The organism is Sphingobacterium sp. BIGb0116, from assembly GCF_024808035.1.
In the GTDB taxonomy this organism is placed as follows: domain Bacteria; phylum Bacteroidota; class Bacteroidia; order Sphingobacteriales; family Sphingobacteriaceae; genus Sphingobacterium; species Sphingobacterium paramultivorum.
On record NZ_JANUDT010000008.1, the window covers coordinates 305818 to 330786 of the forward strand.

Below are 24969 nucleotides of genomic sequence, written 5' to 3' on the forward strand. Positions count from 1 at the left end.
GTGCGCTTTACACCACTAAATATCGCTAGTGCATGCCTTGTTGCCTGGTTTGTTATGGAAAACCCCAATGATGAAAAGGCTTTATTTACTTGGGGCGCATTTATCCTATTGTTGTTGATATTGACCGTTATTGATATTGTGTTTAGGGTCTTTGTAAAGCCAAATAAAAAAATGTGGTTATTACAATTGGCATTTTTGGTAGTCGTTTGTGTCACCAGTTTAATTGTCAAAGTAACCTTTGGGTAAGAGGTAAAATTAAAAATAAAGACGAGTTAGGTTGTGAATCGATGGCAAATATAGTTCCTGTTTCAAAAAACATAGCTCAATATAAATAGCTCAATAATATTAAAATGAAAAAAGCTGAAATAAAATTACAGGTAGAGTTAGATGAAAACAACGTGCCTGAAAATATCATGTGGTCTTCTACAGATGGAAATAATGCGGAGGAATTACCTGCAAAAGCGATGTTTTTAGCCCTATGGGATTCACATTATAAAAATTCAATGCGTATCGATCTTTGGACTAAAGATATGCCCTACGATGAGATGAAACGTTTTTTCTATGAAACGCTGCAAACATTGGGCGACTCTTTTATCCGTTCTTCAGGCGGTGATCCGATGGCAGAAAAAGTTATTGGCGACTTGCGTGATTACTGTGCGCATTTTGCAGATAAAATGGAAGTTTTAATGCCACAACAATAGTTTTTAACGCTTAACAGAAATTTGACCATGCAATACTTCTTAGTAAAATCTGAACCATTTAAATATAGCTGGGAACAATTTAATAAAGATGGCCGTACATTTTGGGATGGCGTTCGTAATTATCAAGCTAGGAATAATATCAAAGCTATGAAAGAGGGGGATCTGGTCCTGTTCTACCATAGCAATGAAGGAAAAGAAGTTGTGGGGGTGGCGAAAGTCGTCAAGGAATTTTATCAAGATCCGACAACAGATGATGAGCGTTGGGTCGTTGTGGATCTGGCACCTGTAGAGACGCTGAAGAAATCCGTTACGTTGGAAACTATCAAGGCTGATGAGCAGTTGCAGGATATCGCTTTGGTCAGACAAGGACGTTTGTCTGTAATGCCTTTGAAGCCAGAAGAATTTGATCGAATTTTAGCGCTTGGTAACGCGTAAGCTACCGCGAATAAATCAACCCAGTATATGGGGATATAACTCAAAAAGGGAAAACGATCATTTTCCCTTTTTGATTATTTACACGGTATGTAAGTCATGAACATTAAACATTAGTTCTTTTGACTAAAAAGACTGACCAGCGCTTTTAATTTTTTTGCATTTTCAGGCTTTAATTTCCCCGCGAGAATAAGGCGCAGTTCTCTTCGTTGTAATGCATCTTCGTAAGCTTTGTGTTCTATATCTGTTTCCGGAATTAATACAGGCACAGCTTTAGGGTTGTTATCCGCATCAACAGCAACAAAGGTATAATAAGCTTCGTTGGTTTTTACACGGGTGCCTTCCGGTAAATTAGACGCGAAAATTTCCATGCGTACTTCCAAGGAACTATTAAACGCACGCGTTACCTGAGCTTGTATCGTGACGACCTCACCAAGTTTAATGGAGCGCTTAAAAGATACATTGTCGACTGATACTGTTACGACGACATTGCTACAGTGTTTTTGAGCAGCAATAGCTGAACAGATATCCATCCAATACAATAAACGGCCACCCATCAAATTCCCAAAAGTATTTGTGTCGTTGGGTAATACCAATTCGTTCATCTCAGTGTATGACTCTCGCGCAAATTTCTCTATCATATCATTATTTGTCATTATCGTCCAAACGTTTTGAATTGATTATCTATGATTGCCAAAGAATCCATAAATGACGTCGGCACATAACCCAATTCAGCGTTAGATCTAGTCAGATCAAAGCCTGTCTGCCGTGGCCTGTTCTCCGCCTGTCCAATGCTGGCAGCACTGATCTCCGAAATCAATCCTTTATCTAGTTGCCAGTAGTCTGCAATTTTGTAGACAGCCTCATTGATCGACATTAACTCTGCTCCTGAAATATGAAATATTCCCTGCGCTTTTCGGTCAATAGCGAGCTGGCAAGCATAAGCTAAATCATCCACAAAGGTAGGCATTCTCCATTGGTCATTGACTACTTTTATGGGTTCATTTTGCGACAACTTACTTTTAGCCCATAATACTAGATTCGAACGATTGGGGTCAGCATTGATCCCATAGACTAATATCGTGCGAAGGATAGCATAATTGCAGCTGGACCGCACAAGCACTTGTTCGGAAGCGTATTTACTCTTCCCATATTCACTTTGCGGATTGGGGAGATCTGTTTCATCATAAGGCGCATTTTTTTTGCCATCAAATACAAAGTCTGTAGATAAGTGGATCAGTTGGGTCTGATGTGTAGTACAATAGGAAGCCAAATAGGCTACGAGATCGACGTTAAGCGATTGACATGCTGCTTGATCTGCTTCACAAGCTTCCACACTTGTCATGGCTGCTGTATGTACAATTGCATCAAAAGTTTGTGCAGATAAAAAATCTGTCAGTTTTTCCCGATCCGATAGGTCTACTTGAAAGAAAGCATAATCCACTTGATTCGGGTTGCGATTTGGACCCTTTGAAATGGCAACAACATCATATTGGTCATTTTTAGCAAGTAAATCAACGACTTTTTGGCCAAGGAATCCATTGGACCCTGTCACTAGAATTTTTTTCATCAACAATAATTAAATGATATCCAAGCACCTGTTTATAAAAACTCGTTTGCAGGGTCTTAAGTGTGCTGTTTAGTTTATTCGTATATGTCTACAAACTAATTTACTAATCTCTGTTATAGCATTTTAGCATATAAAAAGCTAGATTATCACATTTTGTTAGACACAAATCCGCCTTTTTTGTTTTAGTTGGTCCATATAAAATCCATTTTACTGGATTGTTTCATGATATTTTCAACTACTGTTTTTTCTAGATCTAAAATGGACTTTAAAGCGTTGTAATCAATTTTATCGGCATCATCGGTCGGCATATGGTAGTCTGGGTGTCCACCAGTATGGAAAAACAACACCGGTATATTCTTTTTGTAGAATGAAGTTTGGTCAGATCCGCCGTTGCCATCCTTGCTAAGATTAAATTTTATAGGTGCCTGAACATCTTTGAATATAGGTGGCCATTGACTACTTGTTCCATAGCCGATTACAGCAAGGCCATTGCTGGGATTATAGCGGCCGATCATATCCATATTGAGCATGGCTGTGATTTTCTCCAATGGTAGAGTAGGGTGTTCCGTAAAATATTTGGAACCAACTAATCCCAATTCTTCCGCCCCGAAAGCAATAAACAATAAGTTGTAGGGTTCTTTTTCATTGTTGCTGCTAAAGTAACGTGCGAGCTCCAATAAACCAGCCGTACCAGAGGCATTATCGTCGGCTCCATTGTGGATTTTGCCTACTCCTAAGGAATCTTTTGAACTTCCTTGACGACCTGTTCCCAAGTGATCGTAATGTGCACCTATAACAACTGTTAAGTCTGCACCATTGTCAATAAATCCAATGATATTATCTGCATTGCGAATGCTGTCTGCAACTTTTACTTTCCAGACTTTGGCTTTGAAGGATTGGCGGTATCCTTTTTCACCTTTAGGCTCAAGTTTGTATTTTTTGAATTCCTTTTCAATATAATCTGCAGCTTTAAATACTTCCTTACTGCCCGTTCCTCGTCCCTGCATTTTGTCGTCGGCGAGGTAATAGATATGTTTCTTTAAGTTAGAAACTTCGATCTGTTGTGCCTGTGCTATTTGGATTCCTAGTAGGCAGCAAAATGTCAGAAGTAGGCTAATGTTTTTCATGCTAATAGTAGAGTTTAAATCGTTGTATTGGGTTATATGTGCAAAAAAATAAAAGCCTTGGGATTAACAAGGCTTTTAGGGATATTTCGTTAATCTTCAACGATTTCACTGTGGATGCTGGATTTCTCTTCTTTTTCTGTTTTGAAATACCGTTTTTGAAATAACAGGATCAAAACCACCCCAACAGAAATTGCCGAGTCGGCAATGTTGAATACAGGTCGGAAGAAGAGGAACTCTTCACCGCCCCAAAAGGGCACCCAAGAAGGGAAGTTGCCTTGAATTAATGGGAAATAAAGCATATCGACTACTTTTCCGTGCAGGAAGGAAGAATAACCACCACCTGCTGGGAATAAACTCGCTTTATCATACCAGGTACTTTCACTAAAGATGACACCGTAAAAAGCAGAATCGATGATATTTCCTAAGGCACCGGCAAGAATTAGGGCAACATTTAAGATGAATCCACGGTTATACTTATTTTTGATCATGTAATGTAGGCCGTATCCAATACCAGCTACGGCTAAAATACGAAATACCGTCAAAAATAATTTTCCATAATCACCGCCAAATTCCATACCATAGGCCATTCCATTGTTTTCAATAAAATGAATCTGGAAAAATTTGCCCAATACATGGTGGCTTTGTCCAATTGTCATTGTGAGCTTAACCCATATTTTTGACAATTGATCTATTAAAAGTATCGCTACGATGAGCGCGATCGGTTTCGTATAACCCTTCATTGTGTTATAAAAATGGTCCTTGCCTAAGCAAAGACCATATATTTAATGCCTAAAATTAATATTGTTTGTTTTTCGCTTCGATGCTCAACGTTGTATGTGGAACAGCTTTCAAACGTTCTTTTTGAATCAGTTTTCCTGTTTCTCTACAGATACCATACGTTTTGTTCTCGATGCGCACCAACGCCGCTTCTAGGTTGTCGATAAATTTCTTTTGACGAGCAGCCAATTGATTTGTTTGCTCTTTTTCTAAAGTAGCTGAACCGTCTTCCAATGTCTTGTACGTTCCAGCAGTATCGTCGGTACCATTAGCATTACTGTTATTAAGCGTTGCGGTCAACGAGGAAAGCTCTTCTTTTGCTATTCTAAGCTTGTCCAAGATAATATCTTTGAATTCTTGTAATTCTGAATCGCTATAGCGTGTTTTCTCGTTGTTGTTTGCCATAATTTAATTTTTTTGGATTAATGCCTTAAGTTCTTTGCCATCGATCTCGATGGTCTCTCCTTCAGTTAGTGAATCTTCAAATACCAATGAATCGGCCAGAATTTCGGTGCAAATATACGATAAATTTTCGTTGGCAGCATTAACCACTTCTGAAGCAGCTGTTAACTTTACGTTAATTCTATCAGTGACTTCTAATCCTTTATCCTTCCTTAGATTTTGTAGGCGGTTGATCAATTCTCTTGACAAACCTTCTTTTTTCAATTCTTCGGTGATATGTACATCTAATGCTACGGTCAATTTACCTAGATTCGCTACTTGCCATCCTTCAACGTCTTCTGCTATAATTTCTACATCGCTCAGTAAAATCGTATATGGCGTGCCTGCTAGGGCCAATTCGCCTGTTGATTCCAACGTGCTGATTTGATCTATAGTCAACGATTGGATAGACGAAGAAACTAACTTCATATCCTTACCAACTTTCGCGCCAAGAGCTTTGAAATTTGGTTTTATTTTTTTCTTAATAATACCAGTGGTATCTGTAATGAACTCGATATCTTTGATATTGGTCTCAGAAAGTATCAGATCTTTTACTTTCTCTACCTTTTCTTGGAAAGCACTATCCAGTACCGGAACCAAAATTTTATTTAATGGTTGACGTACATTGATGGAAGTTTTCTTCCGTAAAGAAAGTGTCAGCGATGAGATATCCTGCGCTAAAGCCATACGTTCTTCCAGATCTTTATCGACTAGACTTTCATTATAAACCGGGAAATTCGCCAGGTGAACAGATTCAACTTGTTCCTTGTTCGTGGCTGAATTCAAATCCAGGAATAATCTATCCGAGAAGAAAGGTGATATTGGCGACATCAATTTCGCAATCGTTTCAAGACATGTATAAAGTGTTTGATAGGCCGAAATTTTATCTTCTGAATAATCTCCTTTCCAGAAACGACGACGGCAAAGACGGACATACCAGTTGCTGAGATGTTCATCAACAAAGTTTTGAATAGCGCGCGCGGCTTTTGTAGGCTCGTAATCCGCCAAGTATTCGTCTACTTCCTTGGTCAACGAATTTAACAAGGAGATAATCCAACGGTCAATTTCAGGACGTTTTTCCAAAGCAATATCTGGTTCTGAATAGGAGAACTTATCGATATTGGCATACAATGCAAAAAAAGCGTAGGTATTATATAAAGTACCAAAGAATTTACGGCGGACTTCATCCAACCCTTCCATATTGAATTTAAGGTTGTCCCATGGTGCGGCATTACTGATCATGTACCAGCGTGTTGCATCAGCACTGTATTGATCGATCGTCGAGAATGGATCAACACCATTGCCCAGGCGTTTGGACATCTTATTTCCATTTTTATCCAATACCAAGCCATTGGAAACCACGTTTTTGAAGGAAACCGATTTGTACATCATTGTAGAAATCGCATGTAAGGTGAAAAACCAACCCCGTGTTTGATCCACCCCTTCAGCGATAAAGTCTGCCGGGTATGCGTGATCGAATCCAGCTTTAAAAGGAAACTCTTCGCCTTTGGCTAATTTTTCGTGATCCAATCCCCATTGTGCATAAGGCATTGCGCCGGAATCAAACCAGACGTCTATCAGATCAGGTTCGCGGAATAACTTTTGTCCGGCATCAGAAACAAGAACGATATCGTCCACATATGGACGGTGAAGATCCAGTTGCTCGGTGTCGAATTTATCCAAGTAAGCTTTATTCTTCGCTTTTTCATCGTCAGACAAAACGTCTGAGGTCAAAGAAGCTTCCAATAAAGACTTTAATTCAGGTAAGGAGCCGATACAAACTTCTTCATTTTCGTCTTCTGAACGCCAGATAGGAAGTGGAGTTCCCCAGTAACGCGAACGCGAAAGGTTCCAGTCTACCAAGTTTTCTAGCCAGTTTCCGAAGCGGCCGGTACCGGTTGCTTCAGGTTTCCAGTTGATGGTTTTATTTAATGCAACCAGATCTTCCTTCACTGCTGTGGTGCGGATAAACCAGCTATCTAATGGATAGTATAGAACAGGTTTGTCGGTACGCCAACAATGTGGATAGGTATGCTCATATTTTTTGACATCGAAAGCTTTGTTGTCCTCTTTCAGTTTGATAGAGATCAACACGTCTGTAGGTTTGAAGTCTTCTTTTGAACGTTCCTCAGCGCTGTAATATTCCTCTTTGACAAATCTTCCGGCAAAATCTGTGATTTCACTTACAAAACGTCCAGTACGGTCAACAGTAGGTACCTCTTTTCCATTTTCATCTTTCACCAAGATGCCCGGTACACCATGTTCTTTTGCTACACGAAAGTCATCCGCACCATAAGTAGGAGCAGCGTGGACGATACCGGTACCGTCTTCAGTCGTAACAAAGTCGCCTGGAATAACGCGGAAAGCATTTTCTTGTAAGTCCTCGTTGGTGATATAAGGCAACAATTGCTCATAGCGCAAGCCAACAAGTTCTTCTCCTACAAATTCTGCTGCAAGCTCCCAAGGAATTACTTTGTCGCCCAATTTATAGTCTTGGAAGGATGCATTTTCCCCTTCCGCTTTAAAATGTTTGCTGATCAAATCTTTCGCTAATACGACAGATACAGGAGCACCGGTATATTTATTGAAAGTTCGGATCTTAACATAATTTATTTTCTTGCCTACAACCAAGGCTGTGTTGGATGGTAAAGTCCATGGCGTGGTCGTCCAGGCAATGAATGCTACATCCTCCGCATCGTCGTCAACTAATTTTTCTATAGCGGGATGAAGCTGACTTTTGATAAGTCTAAATTCTGCAACGATGGTGGTATCTTTAACATCTTTATAGGTGCCGGGCTGGTTAAGTTCATGCGAACTCAATCCTGTACCTGCTGCCGGAGAGTAAGGTTGTATCGTATAACCCTTGTACAAAAGACCTTTTTTGTAAAGTTCTTTCAATAAATACCATAAGGTTTCGATGTATTCATTCTTGTAAGTAATATAAGGATGTTCAAGGTCAACCCAATAGCCCATTTTGGTGGTTAGGTCATTCCATACATCGGTATATTTCATTACTTCCTTGCGACAAGCGTCATTATATTGTTCTACGGTAATCTTTTTGCCGATATCCTCTTTTGTGATTCCAAGAGCTTTTTCGACAGCAAGTTCAATGGGCAGACCATGGGTATCCCAGCCGCCTTTTCGTTTCACTTGGTAACCTTTCAAAGTCTTGTAACGACAGAAAATATCCTTAATCGTACGTGCCATCACGTGGTGAATTCCAGGCATTCCATTTGCAGAAGGCGGACCTTCAAAAAATGTATAGGTCTTGCTTTCAGGACGATTATTGATACTTTTTTCGAATATTTTTTCCTGTTCCCAACGGGTCAAAATCTCTTTACCTATCTCGGGTAAATTTAACTGCTTATATTCTTTGTACATCAGACTGTTGTATGCTTCTTTTCTAAAGGTCGCTAATTTAGTGATTTATGATGGAAAATGAAAGAGGGCTTTGTTGTGCTTATATCATTAAATCGAGGTTGAACTTTTTGAAATCTCCCCCTTGATCAACTCGCGAAAAATGACGGAAGCATCTGCTACGACAAAGGGACTGCCATCGGCAGTCCCTTTGTTATTTCATTCGTGCTGAAATTCAGTTATGCTGAAAAACTGCTTCCACATCCGCAGGTACTTGTTGCATTGGGATTATTGAATGTGAAGCCCCTTGCATCTAGTCCTGATTTGAAGTCGATTTCCATACCGGCAAGATATAGGCCATGTGCTTTGTTCATAAAGATGCGAATTCCTTGAATTTCGTATTCGTTATCGCCGTCCTTTTTCTGGTCAAAGCCCAAGATATAACTCATACCGGAACAACCGCCGCCTTCAACACCGACACGTAAACCAAAATCATCAGAGATTTCTTGTTGATCCTTTAATTTATTTAGTTCCTTGATTGCCCCTTCTGTTAAAGAAACAGGAGCAACTGCTGTATGTTCTGTACTCATTGTAATAGTGTTTTAGCCAATCCAATACAAAAATACATTTTTTTAATGGCAAATTGCTTGACCGGGATTTTTTGACATTTTCGAAACATTCAATTCTTCGTACGCTTATTCGGTCCGATAGCACCATAAAATGATCTTGACCTAATTAGGTAATTCGCATAAATAAGGCTATTTTTCTAAGAATATTTAATAAAATAGGACTTTTTGTCGATATTCTTTATGGAATATGCTATCTTTGAGGCATTAAAATAAACTACAAAATTTACTTTACAACATTTAAAAACAATGGAAAGAGATCAAGCCATTTTTAATTTAATAGCTGATGAGCTTAAACGCCAAGAAGAAGGTATTGAATTAATTGCTTCAGAAAACTTTGTTTCAAAACAAGTGATGGAAGCTGCTGGTTCAGTGTTGACAAATAAATATGCAGAAGGCCTCCCAGGAAAACGTTACTATGGAGGTTGTGAAGTTGTGGATGAGATTGAAACCATCGCAATTGATCGTGCAAAACAATTATTTGGCGCAGAATGGGTAAATGTTCAGCCTCACTCTGGTGCTCAAGCAAATGCGGCTGTTTTTTTGGCGACAATCAAACCCGGCGACAAAATCTTAGGTCTTGATTTATCTCACGGTGGTCACTTGACACACGGTTCACCAGCGAACTTATCTGGTAAGATCTATCAACCATTATTTTATGGTGTAAAAGAAGATACTGGTCTAATTGACTATGAGCAATTGGAAGAAACAGCGCTTCGTGAAAAACCAAAGATGATCATCTGTGGTGCTTCGGCTTATTCTCGTGATTGGGATTACGCACGCATTCGTAAAGTTGCAGACGAAATTGGTGCTATCGTAATGGCTGATATTTCTCACCCTGCAGGTTTAATCGCTCGTGGTTTATTGAATGATCCACTTCCACATTGCCATATCGTTACGACAACGACACACAAAACGCTTCGTGGTCCACGTGGTGGTATGATTATGGTCGGTAAAGATTTTGAAAATCCATGGGGTATCAAAACACCTAAAGGTGAAATCCGTACAATCACGCAATTATTGGATTTAGCTGTATTCCCAGGTACACAAGGTGGTCCTTTGGAGCATACAATCGCAGCGAAAGCGATCGCTTACGGTGAGGCTTTATCCGATGAGTATATGGAATATATCGTTCAGGTAAAGAAAAATGCAGCTGCATTGGCACAATTCTTTGTAGAAAGAGATTACAAGATCATCTCTGGTGGTACAGACAATCACTTGATGTTGGTGGATCTTCGCAACAAAGATATTTCTGGTAAAGAAGCTGAAGCTGTATTAGGTAAAGCCGGTATCACAACAAATAAAAATATGGTTCCTTTCGATACACGTTCTCCTTTTGTGACTTCAGGTGTACGTTTTGGTACTGCTGCAATTACAACACGTGGTATTAAAGAGAATGAAATTATACAAATCGGCGAATTGATCGATGAGGCATTGAAAAATGCATCTAACGATGCTCAACTGGATTTGATCCATGGTAAAGTAAGAGCAATGATGGCTGAGTTCCCATTGTATAAATAAGAAATTCCCCTAGGAATAAAAAAAAGCGGAATCACCAATGCGGTGGTTCCGCTTTTTTTATTTTCTTACAGCTATTTTCAGCGTAACATGTATGGTATAAGTCCGTACCAATTTAACTTATCAAAGAAATTATATAATAACCTGAACCGTATTTTATACGGTTCAAATAGGGGCTCATCCGAATGAGGTCCCTATTAGGTCCCTATTAACTCCCTATAAAGTTCGGATTAAATAATGCCGCATTGGCGTGTTGTCCTTCTCATGTACAACTGCTGGTTCTAGCTTGTTTCGGAGGGATTGGGAGAATTGCCTTAAGAGCTCGGTTTGGAAATGTGAGGCAGATAACTTATTTTTAAATGTTAAAAAACCTTAAAATAAATTGTAATAATTTGATTACTCATTTATTTTGCGGTAATTTGGTTTTAGATTAATTGATTGTTTTACAATAAGAAAGGATAGTTTATACGGCAAACATTTACATTTTAACACAGAACTGATAATTTATTTGCGAACTGCTAAAAAAGTAAGTGACGTATGAGACTTCTAAAAGGTAAAAGCGATCAAGAGTTGATCCAAATGTATGTCGGTGGCCAAGAGTCCGGTCTAGAGGCATTGTTGAATCGATATAAATCGAAAATATATACTTCTATATATATGAAAGTAAAAGATGAATATCTTGCTGAAGATATTTTCCAGGAGACTTTCATTAAAATCATCAACACATTAAAATCCGGTAAATATAATGAAGAGGGTAAATTTTTACCTTGGGCTATTCGTATAGCACACAATATGATTGTTGACTTTTTTAGAAAAGCAAAACGTGCTCCAAATATTGTGAATGCGGATGGATTTGATATTTTTGAGGTGCTCGAATTTAGTGATGAAAGCGCAGAGTCAAAAATGCTCAAACAGCAGGTTGATGTTGATCTTAAGAAAATGATCCAAAAACTTCCGGACGATCAAAAAGAAGTGCTCATTATGCGACACTTTTGTGATATGAGCTTTAAAGATATTGCGGAAATAACCGAAGTAAGTATCAATACTGCTTTGGGGAGGATGCGCTACGCATTGAGCAATTTACGTAAGATGATTGAAGGTACTGATCTCACCCTGCAAATGGGCTATTTGTAATAAAGGGGGCATTGCAAAACGCCCCTTCTTATTTACATTCCTAATTTGGATTACAGGAAGTTTCGCTGCTTTTGTATTTTCCCACTGTTTGTTTGTAATTAAGGCAATGCTACAATCCTTTGCGCATCATGCCTTCAAAAGCCATTTCCTTCAATAATCTGCTCCTGATTGAACTTAAAATAACTGTGCGCCTTCGGAAATGACTGATGAGTATACGTATTGAATTCTTGTTAATCAGTGTAAGTGTTTCGTTGGACCGAAGCTGAAAGCGGAGTTATTTGTCCAAATGATGTGGCAATTATGTCATGTGGAGATCAGAAGAACCTGTTCTTTTTGTCAGGTCAAAGACTTTTTTTATCTTAGAAATTTATGCATATACCTTTTTTCAACGATTGGAATAAGGTTTGATAGTCATATTATAACTATAAAACGATTGAATAGCTATGTACTTGATTTTATTTATTGGAATAATGGTGGTAAGCCTAATTGTCCAAACAAGATTCAAAAACAAATTTAAGAAATACTCCGAAATGCCTTTGAGCAACGGGATGTCTGGAGCTGAGATTGCGCAAAAAATGTTAAATGATAACGGTATATATGATGTAAAGGTATTGTCTATCCCAGATCGTTTGGGAGATCACTATAATCCGTCAGATAAAACCGTTAATTTAAGCCCCGAAGTTTACAGTGGCCGCAGTGTTGCAGCTGCAGCGGTAGCGGCGCACGAATGTGGTCATGCTGTACAGCACGCCAAAGCCTATAAATGGTTAGGATTCCGTTCGGCAATGGTACCGATGGTCAATGCGGCTTCCAAAATGACATCATGGGTATTGATGTTGGGCGTTATGCTGTTTGCTTTTTCTAAAGGTGGTAATCCATGGCTTTTAGCTGTTGGAGTTGGGGCGCTGGCTATTACGACCTTATTTTCTTTTATCACCTTGCCCGTCGAGTTTGATGCGTCGAACCGCGCACTGGAATGGTTAAACCATGCTGGTGTAACCTATAATGGTGAAGAACATGACGGTGCAAAAGATGCTTTGAAATGGGCCGCGATGACGTATGTTGTAGCAGCGTTAAGTGCGTTGGTAACACTTTTATATTATGCATCGATTTTATTCGGTGGCCGTAGAAGTGATTAAATACGGGGATTGTAACTTTATCCTACAAAAATGCGATTATTTTTTATAGTCGCATTTTTTATGGTGTGTTAATGAGGTTACTATAGACAATTTTTTTAACTTTGCTGTTTATATAGAATAAGATTCAGATTTTATGTTTTCAAATCTTCAAGATAAGTTAGATAGGGCCTTTAAAGTATTAAAAGGACAAGGTAGTATTACCGAGATCAACGTTGCAGAAACGATGAAAGAAATTCGCAAAGCGTTGTTGGATGCCGATGTGAATTATAAAACTGCCAAAACTTTTACCGACGATGTTAAACAAAAAGCTTTAGGCGAAAATGTACTGACAAGTATTTCCCCAGGCCAATTGTTGACGAAGATCATGAATGATGAGTTGACAGCTTTGATGGGCGGATCTGTTACAGAGCTTGAGACAGGAAAAAATCCAACAGTGATTTTAATTGCGGGTTTGAATGGTGCTGGTAAAACAACGTTCTCAGGTAAGTTGGCCTTGTACCTTAAAGATAAAAAGAATAAAAAACCATTGTTGGTGGCTGGTGACGTTTACCGTCCTGCAGCGATTGATCAATTGGAAGTGCTCGCGGAACAAGTGGGCGTACCAGTGTATGTGAATCGTGAATCTAACGATCCTATTGCAATTGCCAAGGCGGGTGTGGAAGAAGCAAAACGTAATGGAAATAATATTGTAATCATCGATACAGCTGGTCGATTGGCGATCGATGAGCCTTTAATGGTTGAGATTACTGCAGTTAAAGAAGCGACAAAACCAGACGAAATCCTATTTGTTGTGGATTCAATGACTGGTCAAGATGCTGTGAATACAGCTAAAACGTTCAACGACCGTCTGGACTTTACAGGTGTAGTATTGACTAAGTTGGATGGTGATACACGCGGTGGTGCTGCATTATCGATTAAATCTGTCGTTAATAAACCCATTAAGTTTATTGGTACAGGTGAAAAGATGGATGCATTGGATGTATTCCACCCTGATCGTATGGCATCCCGTATTTTGGGTATGGGTGACGTCGTATCCTTAGTGGAACGTGCGCAGCAACAGTTTGACGAGAAGCAAGCTGCAGAGCTCCAAAAGAAAATCCGTAAGAATAAATTCGATTTCAACGATTTTAAATCCCAGATTCAACAAATCAAGAAAATGGGTAATATGAAAGACCTTATGGGAATGATCCCTGGTGTTGGTAAAGCAATGAAAGATATTGAAGTAGATGACAATGCTTTCAAACCCATTGAAGCGATTATCGATTCCATGACACCTTTTGAACGCGAAAACCCGGATGTCATTGATCAAAAACGTCGTTTACGTATTGCGAAAGGATCAGGTACTGATATTAATGAAGTGAATAAGTTATTGAAACAATTTGGTGATATGCGTAAAGTCATGAAGCAGATGTCTAATCCAGCGATGGCAGCTAAAATGATGCGTAATATGCCCAAAATGCCAGGAAAAATGTAATTTTTAGAGAATAGTTACATCATAAGAAGGGCATCGTTTTATACGATGCCCTATTTTTTTTTCTGAAAGTGTCTGATCTTATTGGCCAAAAAGAACCTTCAGTCCGCTTTCATTGCTGTTGGTGTCTGCGAAGTCATGAAGGTTTTGATCATTGTATTGCCTTTTTGATTAATTTTTTCGTTTCTATTATGCGCTGTGCAAGATGAATCTAGGTTACTTGCGGACAGGATACTGGTGGTTGATTCCGCAAAATTCGAACTGTTTTTAAAGAAATAATTCGTAATTTCAAGTTCCTCACCCGAGTGAACGAAATATTTGTTAAATTTGTAATTATTATGGATGACCCCGCGCAATTATCGGAATACGGCAAAATCCTTATCATTCTTCTGATAGGGGCGCTGTTAGTCTGTGCGACCATTTTTCTTGCACGTTTAATCTCTCCGAAAAAGAATAATCCCATCAAATCTGGTACCTACGAATGTGGTGAGGATCCCATTGGTTCTTCTTGGGTTCAGTTTAATCCACGGTTTTATGTGATCGCCCTCGTATTTTTACTTTTTGATGTGGAGCTTATTTTTATTTTTCCATGGGCCACTGTATTTGGACAGTCCGAATATATTGCGGCAGATGGAAGATGGGGGTGGTTTACCATGATAGAAATGGCTATGTTCATTGGTATTTTAATTCTAGGATTGGTTTTTGTCTGGAAAAAGGGTGATTTAGAATGGGTTAAACCGAATGTGTCCTTACCTAAAGTTCCTGTACCTATTCCGGATAGCGCCTATGCGAGCCTGAATAGTAAGACTTATCAGGTGCGTGATTTTGCACTTGTTGTAGATGAAACTGTCGCACACAAAACAACGGTAGATGAACAGGTGTCGACGCCGAAACCAGCCTTTAAACCTCGATTTAAAAAACCTGAGTAAGCATGAGTTTAGATAGTCAATTGCAGAATAATGGTGTTATTGTTGCCAAATTAGATGATTTGCTGAATTGGGCAAGATTATCTTCGATGTGGCCTATGAGCTTTGGTATTGCTTGCTGTGCCATTGAAATGATGGGGGCAATGGCTTCAACTTACGATTTAGATCGGATGGGCGTATTCCCAAGGCCTTCTCCAAGGCAATCCGACGTGATCATTATTGCTGGAACGGTTACCTTTAAGATGGCCGATCGTATCAAGAAACTATATGAACAGATGCCAGATCCTAAATATGTTATTTCGATGGGCTCTTGCTCCAACTGTGGTGGTCCATATTGGCAGCATGGTTATCATGTGGTCAAGGGGGTAGATCGCGTTATCCCTGTGGATGTTTATGTCCAGGGATGTCCGCCACGTCCCGAGGCACTAATTGGTGCTTTTATCGAGTTGCAAAAAAAGATAGACAAAGAAAGCTTGTTAGGTGAGCAATTGTTCAGCGGAAAAGCTTAAAAGATAAATTTTATAAGATTTTAAATCAATTATGGCAAAAGATTTTTATGGTGAATTGCAATTGGGTATTCTTGGCGGTGGTCAACTGGGAAGAATGCTCATCCAGGAAGCCATTAATTACAATATAAACGTTCATGTATTGGACCCGGATAAGAATGCTCCTTGTCGCAAGTTGTGCAATAAATTTGAATGTGGTTCATTGGGCGATTTTGAAACGGTCTATAATTTCGGTAAGGATTTGGACATGATCACCATCGAGATCGAGAAGGTGAATGTAGATGCTTTGGAGAAACTGGAAGGCGAGGGAGTAATCGTGTACCCACAATCACGTATCATTCGTCTGATTCAAGATAAAGGTCTACAAAAGCAATTTTTTAAACAAAACGATATACCAACTTCGGCGTTTCAATTGATATCCAATAAGGATAATTTAGTAAATGCCTCGTTAAGCTTACCGTATATCCAGAAATTGCGTAAGGATGGATATGATGGAAAAGGGGTGAAGAAGATTGTTACCCAACAGGATATACAAGAGGCGTTCGAAGAAGCTAGCTTAATTGAAGAATGGGTAGATTTTGAAAAGGAAATTGCGGTCATTGTTGCCCGGAATGATAAGGGGGAGGTGTCTACATTTCCAATGGTGGAGATGGAATTTAATCCTCAGGCTAACTTGGTGGAATTTTTGATTGCGCCTTCTTTGTATGGTGTAGAGATTCAACAACGCGCAGAGGCGATAGCAAAAAAGATTGCCGATGATTTGCAGGTCGTAGGTATATTGGCTGTAGAGATGTTCCTAACGAAAAATGGTGATATTTTGGTCAACGAATTGGCGCCGCGCCCTCATAATAGTGGTCACCAGACAATAGAGGGTAATTATGTGTCGCAATTTGCGCAGCATTTAAGGGCTATATTCAATCTACCGTTAGGTGATACCAGATGCAGAACGAATGCCGTTATGATTAACCTGTTAGGTGAACCTGGCTATGAAGGATTGGCCAAATATGAGGGAGTAGAAGAGGTGTTGGCAATGGAAGGCGTATATATCCATTTATATGGGAAGAAATATACGAAGCCATTCCGCAAGATGGGCCATGTTTGTATCATCAATGATGATCGGGAGAAAGCGATCTCCAATGCAAGAAAAGTACAAGAAATATTAAAAGTTAAAGCTTAAACAATACTATGTCAGTCAATAATAAGGCCCAGGTAGGCATTATCATGGGAAGCAAATCAGACCTTCCTGTTATGCAGGATGCTATAGATGTGCTCAAAGCCCTTGGGGTGGAATTTGAGGTAACGATCGTCTCAGCACATCGTACGCCACAACGTATGTTTGATTATGCGAAAAATGCAGCATTTCGTGGTTTGAAAGTTATTATTGCTGGAGCGGGTGGTGCGGCGCATTTGCCTGGAATGGTTGCTTCTATTACACATTTACCTGTGATAGGCGTGCCTGTAAAATCATCAAATTCCATTGATGGATGGGATTCGGTACTTTCCATTCTTCAGATGCCCAATGGTATTCCTGTAGCAACTGTCGCTTTAAATGCTGCGAAGAATGCAGGTATATTGGCTGCTCAGATTCTTGGTACACATGATGAAACAATCAGCAAGAATATCATCGAATTTAAAGAAGAGTTGGCGAGAAAAGTAATCGAGACCGCAGTAGAGGTAGAAGATACCGAATTTTAAGCTGACAATCTTACAAAATAAAAAAGGGAGCATTGCTCCCTTTTTTATTTTGTAAGATTTGCCTGTACATAGTCGTAGCTTTTTTTGAGACTTTCCATCTTATTTGGCATATAGATATTGTCTTGCTCAACAAAAGCATATTTAAGTCCGGCTTTATTCCTTTCTTTAACGATTTCAGGGAAGTTGATGCTTCCGGTCCCCACTTCGGTATACTTGATATCATTGAAGATTTGCTCAATCGGCAATTTCCCATCTTTGGGCCATTCAATAGGATTGGATTTTGTTTTATCCATATCCTTGACATGCCAAAGTTTAAAACGATTCGGAAACTTTTCGAAGAGTGCTATCGGATTTTTACCCGCTTTCTCTGCCCAGAAAAGATCTAATTCAAAATCGACCAGGTCGGGCTCAGTAAATGCAAGCATTACCTCTTCTCCAGTTGTATTATTTCCGAGATCCCTGAATTCCCAGAAATGGTTGTGATAAGCAACTTTTAAGCCCAGCTTTTTAGCCTGCTCACCAGCTTTATTTAATTGTTCCGCAGCATAGAGATAATCGTCTTTTTTCAATGCATTCAGATCAAACATCGGTGTTACAGGAGCAATTACATATTCTTGACCAAGCTCTTTTGCTGCATCAAAATAAACTGTAAGGTCTTCTTTGTCGGTGTGGGCTTTACTTAGGTATTTGGACATGTCGTAATGGCCTGAATGTGTTTTTAGACCGTTATCATCCAATATTTTCTTCAACTCTTTGTAGGGCAATTTCCAGAACTGCTTGGCTGTGGCGTCTATACCATAGAGCTCAACATGTTTATACCCAATTTTGGCAATTTGTTCCAAAGATCCTTTCGGATCTTTATCCATTAAATCGCGGATGGAATAAAGCTGTACGCCTATATTCTGTAATGGATTGTCGCTGATTGCACCGGCTTTATTTTGACAAGATATAAAGTTGGGCACTAGATAAGCTGCCGAAAGACCTATTCCAGCTTGCTTTAAAAATTGACGGCGAGAATTGTTCATCATATAATTGATTACTTGTTAGTGTACAATGTACAATTATTTGTTCAGAAATCAATGGTGCAACAAGGAATATTTTTGAAGAGTATGTTGATTTTATAAACTATAAAATCTTCGGAGAGATTAGGTATTGTGGGGCGGTAAGAGTCCGTTTTAGGTGAGAAGTGGGGCGGTCTTCATACCAATAAAAAAGGTCTGAATATTTTTCAGACCTTTTTTCTATTCAAGTAGGAACACTTAAACAGTCATGATATCTTTTTCTTTCAGTTCAGCCAATTTATCAACTTTTACAATGAATGCATCCGTTAACTTTTGAACCTCACCTTCGGCAGTTTTAATTTCATCTTCTGAAGCACCGTCATTTTTTAATTTTTTGATGGATTCGTTGACATCCTTACGAATATTACGAACACCAATACGGCCTTTTTCAGTTTCCTCTTTTACTTTTTTAACCAGGTCACGTCTTCTTTCTTCTGTCAAAGGAGGAACATTTAGACGAATAACGATACCGTCATTCTGCGGATTGATTCCTAGGTTGGCGTCTGTGATAGATTTTTCAATTGCGTTGATAAGCGATTTTTCCCAAGGCTGAATGACAATAGTCCGTGCATCAGTTGTATTGATGTTGGCCACTTGTGAAAGCGGAGTGGCGCTACCATAATAGTCTACTGAAATTCCATCTAACATAGATGGAGAAGCTTTACCGGCACGAATTTTAGTTAATTCGGATTCGGTGTGAGCAACTGCTTTGGACATCTTGTCTTTACAATCGTCCAATTCAATTGAAATTAGTTCGTTCATATAAGATTACGTTTTTTACAGATTTAAATTATTTAACCACAGTTCCGACATGTTCACCATTGGCAAGTTTTAATAAATTGCCAGGTTTGTTCATATCAAATACAATGATCGGTAATTTGTTTTCTTGACAAAGGGTAAAGGCAGTCATATCCATGACATTTAATCCTTTCTCATAAACCTCTGTGAATGATATTTCTTCAAATTTTGTTGCACTAGGATCTTTTTCAGGATCGGCAGTATAGATACCATCTACACGTGTTCCTTTCAATACAGCATCTGCATTGATTTCGATTGCACGCAAAGATGCAGCAGTATCTGTCGTGAAATATGGGTTTCCAGTACCAGCTCCGAAAATAACAATACGGCCTTTTTCCAAGTGGCGAACGGCTCTTCTACGAATAAATGGTTCGCAGATTTGCTCCATTTTGATCGCAGTAAGCAAACGTGTCTTTTTCCCAACCTTCTCAAGCGCATCTTGAAGAGCCATGCTGTTGATGACTGTGGCAAGCATGCCCATATAGTCTGCTTGAACACGGTCCATGCCTGATTTTTCAGCGCTTAGACCACGGTATATATTACCGCCACCGATAACAATTGCAATTTCTAAACCTTGATCGTGAATTTCTTTGATATCATTAGCGTATTGTGATACACGGTTAATATCGATACCATAGCTTTGGTCACCCATTAAGGATTCACCGCTAAGTTTTAATAAGATACGTTTGTATTTCATAATTGTTTTTTTGGAAATTTTCCAAAGGTCAAAGATAAAATATTTTTTTCATCCCTTAAGCCTTAAAGTGATATTTATTGTGCTTTTATTGTTTGATTAATGACTTCTTGGTAATACTGCTCATACAAAGGCATAATATTAGACAATTGGAATCTTTTTGCATGATTTAATGCTGCTTCTTTAAACTTCTCTAAGCGTTCCCCATCTTCAAGGATATAAATTGCATTCTTCGCCATATCATCAACATCACCTACAGCACTGAGAAATCCAGTGATACCGTTTTCATTCAGTTCAGGTAAACCACCGGTGTTGGAAGAGATCACTGGAACTTGACAGGCCATGGCTTCTAGGGCCGCTAGACCGAAGCTTTCCGAGCTTGAAGGCATCAGGAAAAGGTCCGATACAGACAATATTTCTTCTACTGCATCCTGTTTCCCCAAGAAACGTACGTCTTTGCATACATCAAGTTCTCTGGATAGTTCCTCTGCATTTCGACGCTCTGGACCATCACCTACCATTAATAATTTGGAAGGGATTACATCATGTACTTTCTTAAAAATACGAATAACATCTTCTGTATTTTTAACTTTCCTAAAATTGGAGGTATGAACCAATATACGTTCATTGCCCGGTGCGATGGCTTTTTTGAAATGTGACCGATCTTTATTGCTGAATCTGTCCAGATCAATAAAGTTTGGGATCACTTTGATGTCTCGGGTAATGTCAAAGTATTGGAGCGTTTGATCTTTCAGATTCTGTGATACCGCAGTTACGCCATCGGATTGATTGATGGAGAATGTAACAACAGGACTAAAACTCTTGTCTTTACCAACCAGTGTAATATCTGTACCATGTAAGGTCGTTACTACAGGAATATTAATGCCATACGTAGTGAGTAAGATCTGTTTTGCCATAAATGCCGCCGATGCATGTGGAATGGCATAGTGGACGTGAATCAAATCCAACTTTTCAAAACGAACAACATCAACCAGTTTGCTGGCTAATGCAGATTCATAGGGTAGAAAGTCAAAAAGTGGATACTGCGAAACAGCTACCTCATGGTAGTATAGGTTTTCAGAGAAGAAATCCAGACGTGCGGGTTGTCGGTAGGTGATAAAATGGATCTCATGTCCATTAGCGGCCAAGGCCTTTCCTAGTTCGGTTGCAACAACACCACTTCCACCAAAGGTGGGATAACAAACAATTCCTATTTTCATCTGCGTAATTATGTCTGAGCGTATATTTTTAACGGCATCCCGTTATACGCGCTGTTTAATTTGTGTTTAAAGGCTCCAAGGAACCTAATGTTAGTATTCTGCGTGTTGTCGTCCAAGACATGTGACGTCTATCACATATAAACTATTTTTATTCATGAGGCGCCGACCAAGTTATTTACCTTAACAATTGTCTTTTTAAATTATTTCATGCTAACATGAAAAATTGATAACGCTTATTCATGAATTTTGTGTTGCAAATTTCGACTATTTATGCGTAAAATAACAAAAACCAATTGCCATAGTTTTGTGAATTTTTTGATTGGTTAAAAAGCACTATCTTTAAATAGACATTAAATCGGTATATGGATAACTTTATAAGTGATATTTCAGGACAGCAATTTCCTTCAGAGCAACGTATTTTGGGGGCTTCAATCCGACAACCTATTTTCAAGCTGATAAAAAAGGAATATCCAAGTTTTAGTAAGGACAAGTATATCGCCGCAAGCGAGTTGACACGATTTAAGGAAACTTATATCTCCGAATTTTTGAAGGATGAGTCGGGGCAATTAAGTCAATTGGACCAACAGGTAATCAATAGCTTTAAGGAAAATAAAGTAATCAGTGCAAGTTTAGACGGAGATAATAAGGAGCCAGTCAGCGTAGGAGATCGGGTTGCAGATAAAGTGGCTGAGTTTGGCGGAAGCTGGACCTTTATTATTTCCTTTATCTTATTTTTGATTGTTTGGATTGCAGCCAATTTCTTTTGGCTAAATAATAAAGGCTTTGATCCTTATCCCTTTATTTTACTTAACTTGATTTTGTCCTGTGTAGCGGCCTTGCAAGCTCCAGTTATTATGATGAGTCAAAACAGACAGGAAGATAAGGACCGTGAACGCGCAAGAAATGACTATATGGTCAACTTAAAAGCTGAACTCGAAATCAGGGAATTACATGAAAAAATAGATCATCTCATTATCCGCAAAGAACAAGAACTTGTCGAAGTTCAACGGGATCAAGTGGAAAAATTGAGCTTTCTATTAAAAAAGATGGAAAAAATAGAAGAAGCATTTAAAAATAAATGAATTTAGAAGGAGTAATAGGAGAACTTACGTTTAAGTTTTCCAGGTCGGGTGGAGCAGGTGGACAACATGTAAACAAGGTGTCATCGAAAGTATTGCTGCAGTGGGATGCTGCGCTATCGACAGCTGTTTCTGTTGAAGAAAAAGCAATGGTTTTCACCGCGTTGGCAAATCGTATAAATAAAGAAGGAATACTGCAATTGGAATGCGATATCGATCGGTCGCAGGTCCGTAATAAAGAAATCGCAATCGATCGCTTTAAGCGTATATTGACGGCCGCACTTGTGCCAGCAAAACCTCGTAAGAAAACCAAAACTCCGTATTCGAGTGTTCTTAAAAGGCTGGATCGAAAGAAGCAACAATCTCAATTGAAAGCTTCAAGGAAAAAGAATTTCGATGAATAAAAATGACTACATTACAGATTAAAGAAAAAAATAATACGCTGATTGTCAGTTTGTTTATGTTTGAACTAATTTATTAGTTGTAAAACTATGTTTTTAGTTATACCTTGTCTATTGATTTATTATTCAGGTATTTATTTTATTCTTGAGGAGTTATGGAGGATTTTAAAGAGTTAACGAAAGCTGAGGAGCAGATTATGCAAGAGCTCTGGGAGATGGGCCGTGGCTTTGTCAAAGAGATTATTGATCGACTTTCGGAACCGAAACCGGCCTACAATACGGTCTCGACCATCGTTCGTATTCTTGAAACGAAGGGCTTTGTAACGCATGAATCTTTTGGTAAAAGTCATCAATATTTACCAAAGATTTCAAAAGAGGAGTATAAGAAAGGTATTACAGGTAAGTTATTAACCAATTATTTTGATAATTCGCCCAAAAGTATGCTCTCTTATTTTTTGGAGGAGAATAGGTTGGACATCAAAGAACTTGATGACATCTTGTCCATCATCGAACGTAATAAATAACAACCAATACTCTTTTATAAACTTTTGATTATGATTTACTTATTGATTGTCAATGTTTCATTGATTATCAGTTTTGTGCTCTACAAACTGATTTTTAGAAAACTTACTTTTTTTCAATGGAATCGGATCTATCTGATTGGAATGGTTGCATTCTCTTTATTAGCTCCCGTGGGTATTTTTATTGAATTGCCCAAGACAGAGATGATTTCCAATCATATTCCACAGGTCGATTTAGGAACATATATGGATGTCGAAATCGGGAGCCCGATCGAAGAAAAACCTCTTTTTCTGTTGGATATTCTTACCAAGATTTATTGGATAGGAGTGGGAGTCGCCTTTTTTTTCCTGGTGATACGCATCAGGCAACTTGTTCGGGTATTGCGCTCTTCTCCTGAATACCTGAGTTTTTCTTTTTTTAATAGGATCGTGATTGGAAAATCGATTAAAAACAAGGAGAATATTGCATGGCATGAGCAGGTCCATACTGCGCAGGGACATTCCTACGATTTGGTGTTGATTGAGCTGCTCAAAATTTTCAATTGGTTCAATCCTGTTGTGTATTTCTTTCAAAAGGAAATAAGGTTTCAACACGAGTATATTGTTGATGAAATTTGCTCGACCGATAAAGTGGCTTATGCAGAAATGCTGGTTGCTCATGCATTACGTACAGATCAATTGGCTTTTTCACATGAGTTTTCCAACCATTCTTTTTTAAAGCAGCGCATCACGATGTTATTTAAAGTTAAATCTGTACAAAGGCAACGCTTGTTATATGTGATTGTGTTGCCCATGCTATTGGTGGTAGCGGGGTCTACGTTGGTCTTTAATACGAGTAGGGCCAAGGATATGGTAGCGGATGTTGAAGAAAGCGTCAATAGGTTAACTGTGACTGATGAGCAGACATTATCGAACCAACCTGAGGAGTTAAAAAACGAACAGGTAAATGAAGACAGGAAGGTCTACAAAGATCCAGAGGTATTGGCCATTCCAGTTGGAGGAATGAAAAAGTATGTCATGGGATTGAGCAGTAGAATTCAAGTGAGTGATGAAGCTATCAAGAATAATGTGATCGGGGTAATTGTCATCACAGCCATCGTGGAGAAAAATGGTGAGTTGAGCTATATAAAGGCTAAGAATGATTTGGGCTATGGCCTAGCATCAGCTGTGGAAAATGGTATAAAAGCAAGTGGGAAATGGAAACCTGCAATCGTCAATGGGAAAGTCGTTCGATCGCTGCTTTCCTTACCCGTTACCGTTGGCGGAAAAACAACTTATTATTGGGAGGAAACCGACACATTGGGCAGAAAGGTTCGGATGTCATCTCATTCATTCCCCGGCGCTGAATCTGGTGAAGAGACGGAAAAACAACTCAAGGAAGTAAAAGCGATAAGGACGGAAGATGAACGCGACCGCTGGAATCTTTCGTTGGATTTTCAGTCCGATTTAGTAACTTTTGATAAAGTTGAGGTGCAACCAACACCTATTGGGGGAATGCGATCTTTTATGATCTGGGTAGGCGATAATTTTGTTTTTCCTGAAGCAGCAATTAAACGGAGTGTTAACGGTATTGTTGAAGTGGCTTTTATTGTCGAAAAGGATGGTAGTTTATCCCATTTTGATGTAAAAAAAGATCTTGGTTATGGAACCAAAGAGGCGGCATTGGAGCTCTTAAAAGGTGCAAAAAAATGGAAGCCGGGGATAGTTAACGGTAAACCGGTGCGAGTTGCTTACACATTGCCGATTCGTTTAAATTTAAAGAAGTAAAGATTAGA

The 24969-nt window shown here is 39.0% G+C and carries 26 protein-coding genes; 15 read left to right on the plus strand and 11 right to left on the minus strand.

Annotated features, from left to right (window positions below; translation table 11 throughout):
* The 3 genes from M2419_RS19350 to M2419_RS19360 all read left to right on the plus strand — a co-directional run bounded on the left by M2419_RS19350 (position 1) and on the right by M2419_RS19360 (position 1136).
* Complete coding sequence (locus M2419_RS19350) at positions 1-246, plus strand: hypothetical protein (RefSeq protein ID WP_075991115.1); 246 nt, start codon at positions 1-3, stop codon at positions 244-246.
* A gap of 104 nt (positions 247-350) precedes the next feature.
* Entirely contained in the window at positions 351-701 is a 351-nt protein-coding gene (gene gldC, locus M2419_RS19355) for a gliding motility protein GldC (protein WP_088160288.1), read from the plus strand.
* Between the two features lie 27 nt (positions 702-728).
* Complete coding sequence (locus M2419_RS19360) at positions 729-1136, plus strand: EVE domain-containing protein (protein ID WP_075991117.1); 408 nt, start codon at positions 729-731, stop codon at positions 1134-1136.
* Between the two features lie 110 nt (positions 1137-1246).
* Here the strand turns inward: M2419_RS19360 and M2419_RS19365 are convergent, their stop codons facing one another.
* The 7 genes from M2419_RS19365 to M2419_RS19395 form a co-directional block, all read right to left on the minus strand.
* Entirely contained in the window at positions 1247-1774 is a 528-nt protein-coding gene (locus M2419_RS19365; protein WP_046674180.1) for an acyl-CoA thioesterase, read from the minus strand.
* Positions 1775-1788: 14 nt separating this feature from the next.
* Positions 1789-2703, minus strand: a complete 915-nt coding sequence (locus tag M2419_RS19370) for an SDR family oxidoreductase (RefSeq protein WP_259255524.1) — start codon at positions 2701-2703, stop codon at positions 1789-1791.
* 182 nt (positions 2704-2885) lie between these two features.
* Positions 2886-3830, minus strand: coding sequence for a M20/M25/M40 family metallo-hydrolase (locus M2419_RS19375; RefSeq protein WP_259255525.1), 945 nt, complete (start codon positions 3828-3830; stop codon positions 2886-2888).
* A gap of 89 nt (positions 3831-3919) precedes the next feature.
* Complete coding sequence (locus M2419_RS19380) at positions 3920-4570, minus strand: lipoprotein signal peptidase (RefSeq protein ID WP_075991120.1); 651 nt, start codon at positions 4568-4570, stop codon at positions 3920-3922.
* Between the two features lie 55 nt (positions 4571-4625).
* Positions 4626-5012 carry a TraR/DksA C4-type zinc finger protein gene (locus tag M2419_RS19385; RefSeq protein ID WP_046674049.1) on the minus strand — a complete coding sequence of 129 codons (387 nt, stop codon included), beginning with the start codon at positions 5010-5012 and terminating at the stop codon, positions 4626-4628.
* Between the two features lie 3 nt (positions 5013-5015).
* A complete protein-coding gene (gene ileS / locus M2419_RS19390) occupies positions 5016-8429 on the minus strand; it encodes an isoleucine--tRNA ligase (protein WP_153847220.1) in 3414 nt (1137 codons plus the stop codon).
* A gap of 215 nt (positions 8430-8644) precedes the next feature.
* On the minus strand, positions 8645-8995 hold the full coding sequence (locus M2419_RS19395) for an iron-sulfur cluster assembly accessory protein (protein WP_046674047.1): 351 nt from the start codon (positions 8993-8995) through the stop codon (positions 8645-8647).
* A 285-nt stretch (positions 8996-9280) separates the two neighbouring features.
* Here M2419_RS19395 and glyA point away from each other — a divergent pair, with 285 nt between their 5' ends.
* The 8 genes from glyA (at position 9281) to purE (ending at position 17420) form a co-directional block, all read left to right on the plus strand.
* Positions 9281-10552 carry a serine hydroxymethyltransferase gene (gene glyA, locus M2419_RS19400; RefSeq protein ID WP_075991122.1) on the plus strand — a complete coding sequence of 424 codons (1272 nt, stop codon included), beginning with the start codon at positions 9281-9283 and terminating at the stop codon, positions 10550-10552.
* A gap of 534 nt (positions 10553-11086) precedes the next feature.
* Positions 11087-11683, plus strand: coding sequence for an RNA polymerase sigma factor (locus M2419_RS19405; protein WP_075991123.1), 597 nt, complete (start codon positions 11087-11089; stop codon positions 11681-11683).
* Positions 11684-12126: 443 nt separating this feature from the next.
* Positions 12127-12822 carry a zinc metallopeptidase gene (locus tag M2419_RS19410; RefSeq protein ID WP_088160292.1) on the plus strand — a complete coding sequence of 232 codons (696 nt, stop codon included), beginning with the start codon at positions 12127-12129 and terminating at the stop codon, positions 12820-12822.
* A gap of 133 nt (positions 12823-12955) precedes the next feature.
* Positions 12956-14296 (plus strand): signal recognition particle protein, encoded by a 1341-nt coding sequence (ffh, locus tag M2419_RS19415; RefSeq protein WP_159730484.1) that lies wholly within the window; start codon positions 12956-12958, stop codon positions 14294-14296.
* 335 nt (positions 14297-14631) lie between these two features.
* The gene (locus M2419_RS19420) at positions 14632-15222 is read left to right on the plus strand and encodes an NADH-quinone oxidoreductase subunit A (RefSeq protein WP_159730482.1); all 591 of its coding nucleotides are present in this window, start codon (positions 14632-14634) and stop codon (positions 15220-15222) included.
* A 2-nt stretch (positions 15223-15224) separates the two neighbouring features.
* Positions 15225-15728 (plus strand): NADH-quinone oxidoreductase subunit B, encoded by a 504-nt coding sequence (locus tag M2419_RS19425; protein ID WP_046674041.1) that lies wholly within the window; start codon positions 15225-15227, stop codon positions 15726-15728.
* A 31-nt stretch (positions 15729-15759) separates the two neighbouring features.
* On the plus strand, positions 15760-16902 hold the full coding sequence (locus M2419_RS19430; protein ID WP_153847218.1) for a 5-(carboxyamino)imidazole ribonucleotide synthase: 1143 nt from the start codon (positions 15760-15762) through the stop codon (positions 16900-16902).
* Positions 16903-16910: 8 nt separating this feature from the next.
* The gene (gene purE / locus M2419_RS19435) at positions 16911-17420 is read left to right on the plus strand and encodes a 5-(carboxyamino)imidazole ribonucleotide mutase (RefSeq protein WP_088160297.1); all 510 of its coding nucleotides are present in this window, start codon (positions 16911-16913) and stop codon (positions 17418-17420) included.
* Positions 17421-17464: 44 nt separating this feature from the next.
* Here purE and M2419_RS19440 read toward each other — a convergent pair whose 3' ends face one another.
* From M2419_RS19440 to bshA, 4 genes are all read right to left on the minus strand, one after another.
* Complete coding sequence (locus M2419_RS19440; RefSeq protein WP_235032947.1) at positions 17465-18448, minus strand: sugar phosphate isomerase/epimerase; 984 nt, start codon at positions 18446-18448, stop codon at positions 17465-17467.
* A gap of 231 nt (positions 18449-18679) precedes the next feature.
* A complete protein-coding gene (gene frr, locus M2419_RS19445) occupies positions 18680-19243 on the minus strand; it encodes a ribosome recycling factor (protein WP_075991131.1) in 564 nt (187 codons plus the stop codon).
* A 28-nt stretch (positions 19244-19271) separates the two neighbouring features.
* On the minus strand, positions 19272-19976 hold the full coding sequence (gene pyrH / locus M2419_RS19450; protein WP_075991132.1) for a UMP kinase: 705 nt from the start codon (positions 19974-19976) through the stop codon (positions 19272-19274).
* A gap of 74 nt (positions 19977-20050) precedes the next feature.
* A complete protein-coding gene (gene bshA / locus M2419_RS19455) occupies positions 20051-21193 on the minus strand; it encodes an N-acetyl-alpha-D-glucosaminyl L-malate synthase BshA (protein WP_075991133.1) in 1143 nt (380 codons plus the stop codon).
* A gap of 362 nt (positions 21194-21555) precedes the next feature.
* On the opposite strand from bshA, the gene M2419_RS19460 reads away from it, so the two are divergent.
* From M2419_RS19460 to M2419_RS19475, 4 genes are all read left to right on the plus strand, one after another.
* Positions 21556-22275 carry a DUF1003 domain-containing protein gene (locus M2419_RS19460; RefSeq protein WP_153847216.1) on the plus strand — a complete coding sequence of 240 codons (720 nt, stop codon included), beginning with the start codon at positions 21556-21558 and terminating at the stop codon, positions 22273-22275.
* Entirely contained in the window at positions 22272-22676 is a 405-nt protein-coding gene (arfB, locus tag M2419_RS19465; protein ID WP_153847215.1) for an alternative ribosome rescue aminoacyl-tRNA hydrolase ArfB, read from the plus strand. Before M2419_RS19460 ends, arfB begins: the two co-directional genes overlap by 4 nt.
* 152 nt (positions 22677-22828) lie before the next feature.
* Positions 22829-23197, plus strand: a complete 369-nt coding sequence (locus tag M2419_RS19470) for a BlaI/MecI/CopY family transcriptional regulator (RefSeq protein ID WP_075991136.1) — start codon at positions 22829-22831, stop codon at positions 23195-23197.
* 30 nt (positions 23198-23227) lie between these two features.
* On the plus strand, positions 23228-24961 hold the full coding sequence (locus M2419_RS19475; protein ID WP_227550264.1) for an energy transducer TonB: 1734 nt from the start codon (positions 23228-23230) through the stop codon (positions 24959-24961).
* The last annotated feature ends 8 nt before the right edge of the window (positions 24962-24969 follow it).

Bases quoted from the DNA above. Each gene is read 5' to 3' on its own strand.
- bshA (WP_075991133.1), bottom strand. From the start codon at position 21,193: ATGAAAATAGGAATTGTTTGTTATCCCACCTTTGGTGGAAGTGGTGTT.
- pyrH (WP_075991132.1), bottom strand. From the start codon at position 19,976: ATGAAATACAAACGTATCTTATTAAAACTTAGCGGTGAATCCTTAATG.
- M2419_RS19470 (WP_075991136.1), top strand. From the start codon at position 22,829: ATGGAGGATTTTAAAGAGTTAACGAAAGCTGAGGAGCAGATTATGCAA.
- M2419_RS19365 (WP_046674180.1), bottom strand. From the start codon at position 1,774: ATGATAGAGAAATTTGCGCGAGAGTCATACACTGAGATGAACGAATTG.
- M2419_RS19460 (WP_153847216.1), top strand. From the start codon at position 21,556: ATGGATAACTTTATAAGTGATATTTCAGGACAGCAATTTCCTTCAGAG.
- glyA (WP_075991122.1), top strand. From the start codon at position 9,281: ATGGAAAGAGATCAAGCCATTTTTAATTTAATAGCTGATGAGCTTAAA.
- M2419_RS19430 (WP_153847218.1), top strand. From the start codon at position 15,760: ATGGCAAAAGATTTTTATGGTGAATTGCAATTGGGTATTCTTGGCGGT.
- purE (WP_088160297.1), top strand. From the start codon at position 16,911: ATGTCAGTCAATAATAAGGCCCAGGTAGGCATTATCATGGGAAGCAAA.
- M2419_RS19405 (WP_075991123.1), top strand. From the start codon at position 11,087: ATGAGACTTCTAAAAGGTAAAAGCGATCAAGAGTTGATCCAAATGTAT.
- M2419_RS19425 (WP_046674041.1), top strand. From the start codon at position 15,225: ATGAGTTTAGATAGTCAATTGCAGAATAATGGTGTTATTGTTGCCAAA.
- ileS (WP_153847220.1), bottom strand. From the start codon at position 8,429: ATGTACAAAGAATATAAGCAGTTAAATTTACCCGAGATAGGTAAAGAG.
- M2419_RS19360 (WP_075991117.1), top strand. From the start codon at position 729: ATGCAATACTTCTTAGTAAAATCTGAACCATTTAAATATAGCTGGGAA.
- M2419_RS19410 (WP_088160292.1), top strand. From the start codon at position 12,127: ATGTACTTGATTTTATTTATTGGAATAATGGTGGTAAGCCTAATTGTC.
- M2419_RS19395 (WP_046674047.1), bottom strand. From the start codon at position 8,995: ATGAGTACAGAACATACAGCAGTTGCTCCTGTTTCTTTAACAGAAGGG.
- M2419_RS19375 (WP_259255525.1), bottom strand. From the start codon at position 3,830: ATGAAAAACATTAGCCTACTTCTGACATTTTGCTGCCTACTAGGAATC.
- M2419_RS19380 (WP_075991120.1), bottom strand. From the start codon at position 4,570: ATGAAGGGTTATACGAAACCGATCGCGCTCATCGTAGCGATACTTTTA.
- gldC (WP_088160288.1), top strand. From the start codon at position 351: ATGAAAAAAGCTGAAATAAAATTACAGGTAGAGTTAGATGAAAACAAC.
- ffh (WP_159730484.1), top strand. From the start codon at position 12,956: ATGTTTTCAAATCTTCAAGATAAGTTAGATAGGGCCTTTAAAGTATTA.
- arfB (WP_153847215.1), top strand. From the start codon at position 22,272: ATGAATTTAGAAGGAGTAATAGGAGAACTTACGTTTAAGTTTTCCAGG.
- M2419_RS19370 (WP_259255524.1), bottom strand. From the start codon at position 2,703: ATGAAAAAAATTCTAGTGACAGGGTCCAATGGATTCCTTGGCCAAAAA.
- M2419_RS19385 (WP_046674049.1), bottom strand. From the start codon at position 5,012: ATGGCAAACAACAACGAGAAAACACGCTATAGCGATTCAGAATTACAA.
- M2419_RS19440 (WP_235032947.1), bottom strand. From the start codon at position 18,448: ATGATGAACAATTCTCGCCGTCAATTTTTAAAGCAAGCTGGAATAGGT.
- frr (WP_075991131.1), bottom strand. From the start codon at position 19,243: ATGAACGAACTAATTTCAATTGAATTGGACGATTGTAAAGACAAGATG.
- M2419_RS19420 (WP_159730482.1), top strand. From the start codon at position 14,632: ATGGATGACCCCGCGCAATTATCGGAATACGGCAAAATCCTTATCATT.
- M2419_RS19475 (WP_227550264.1), top strand. From the start codon at position 23,228: ATGATTTACTTATTGATTGTCAATGTTTCATTGATTATCAGTTTTGTG.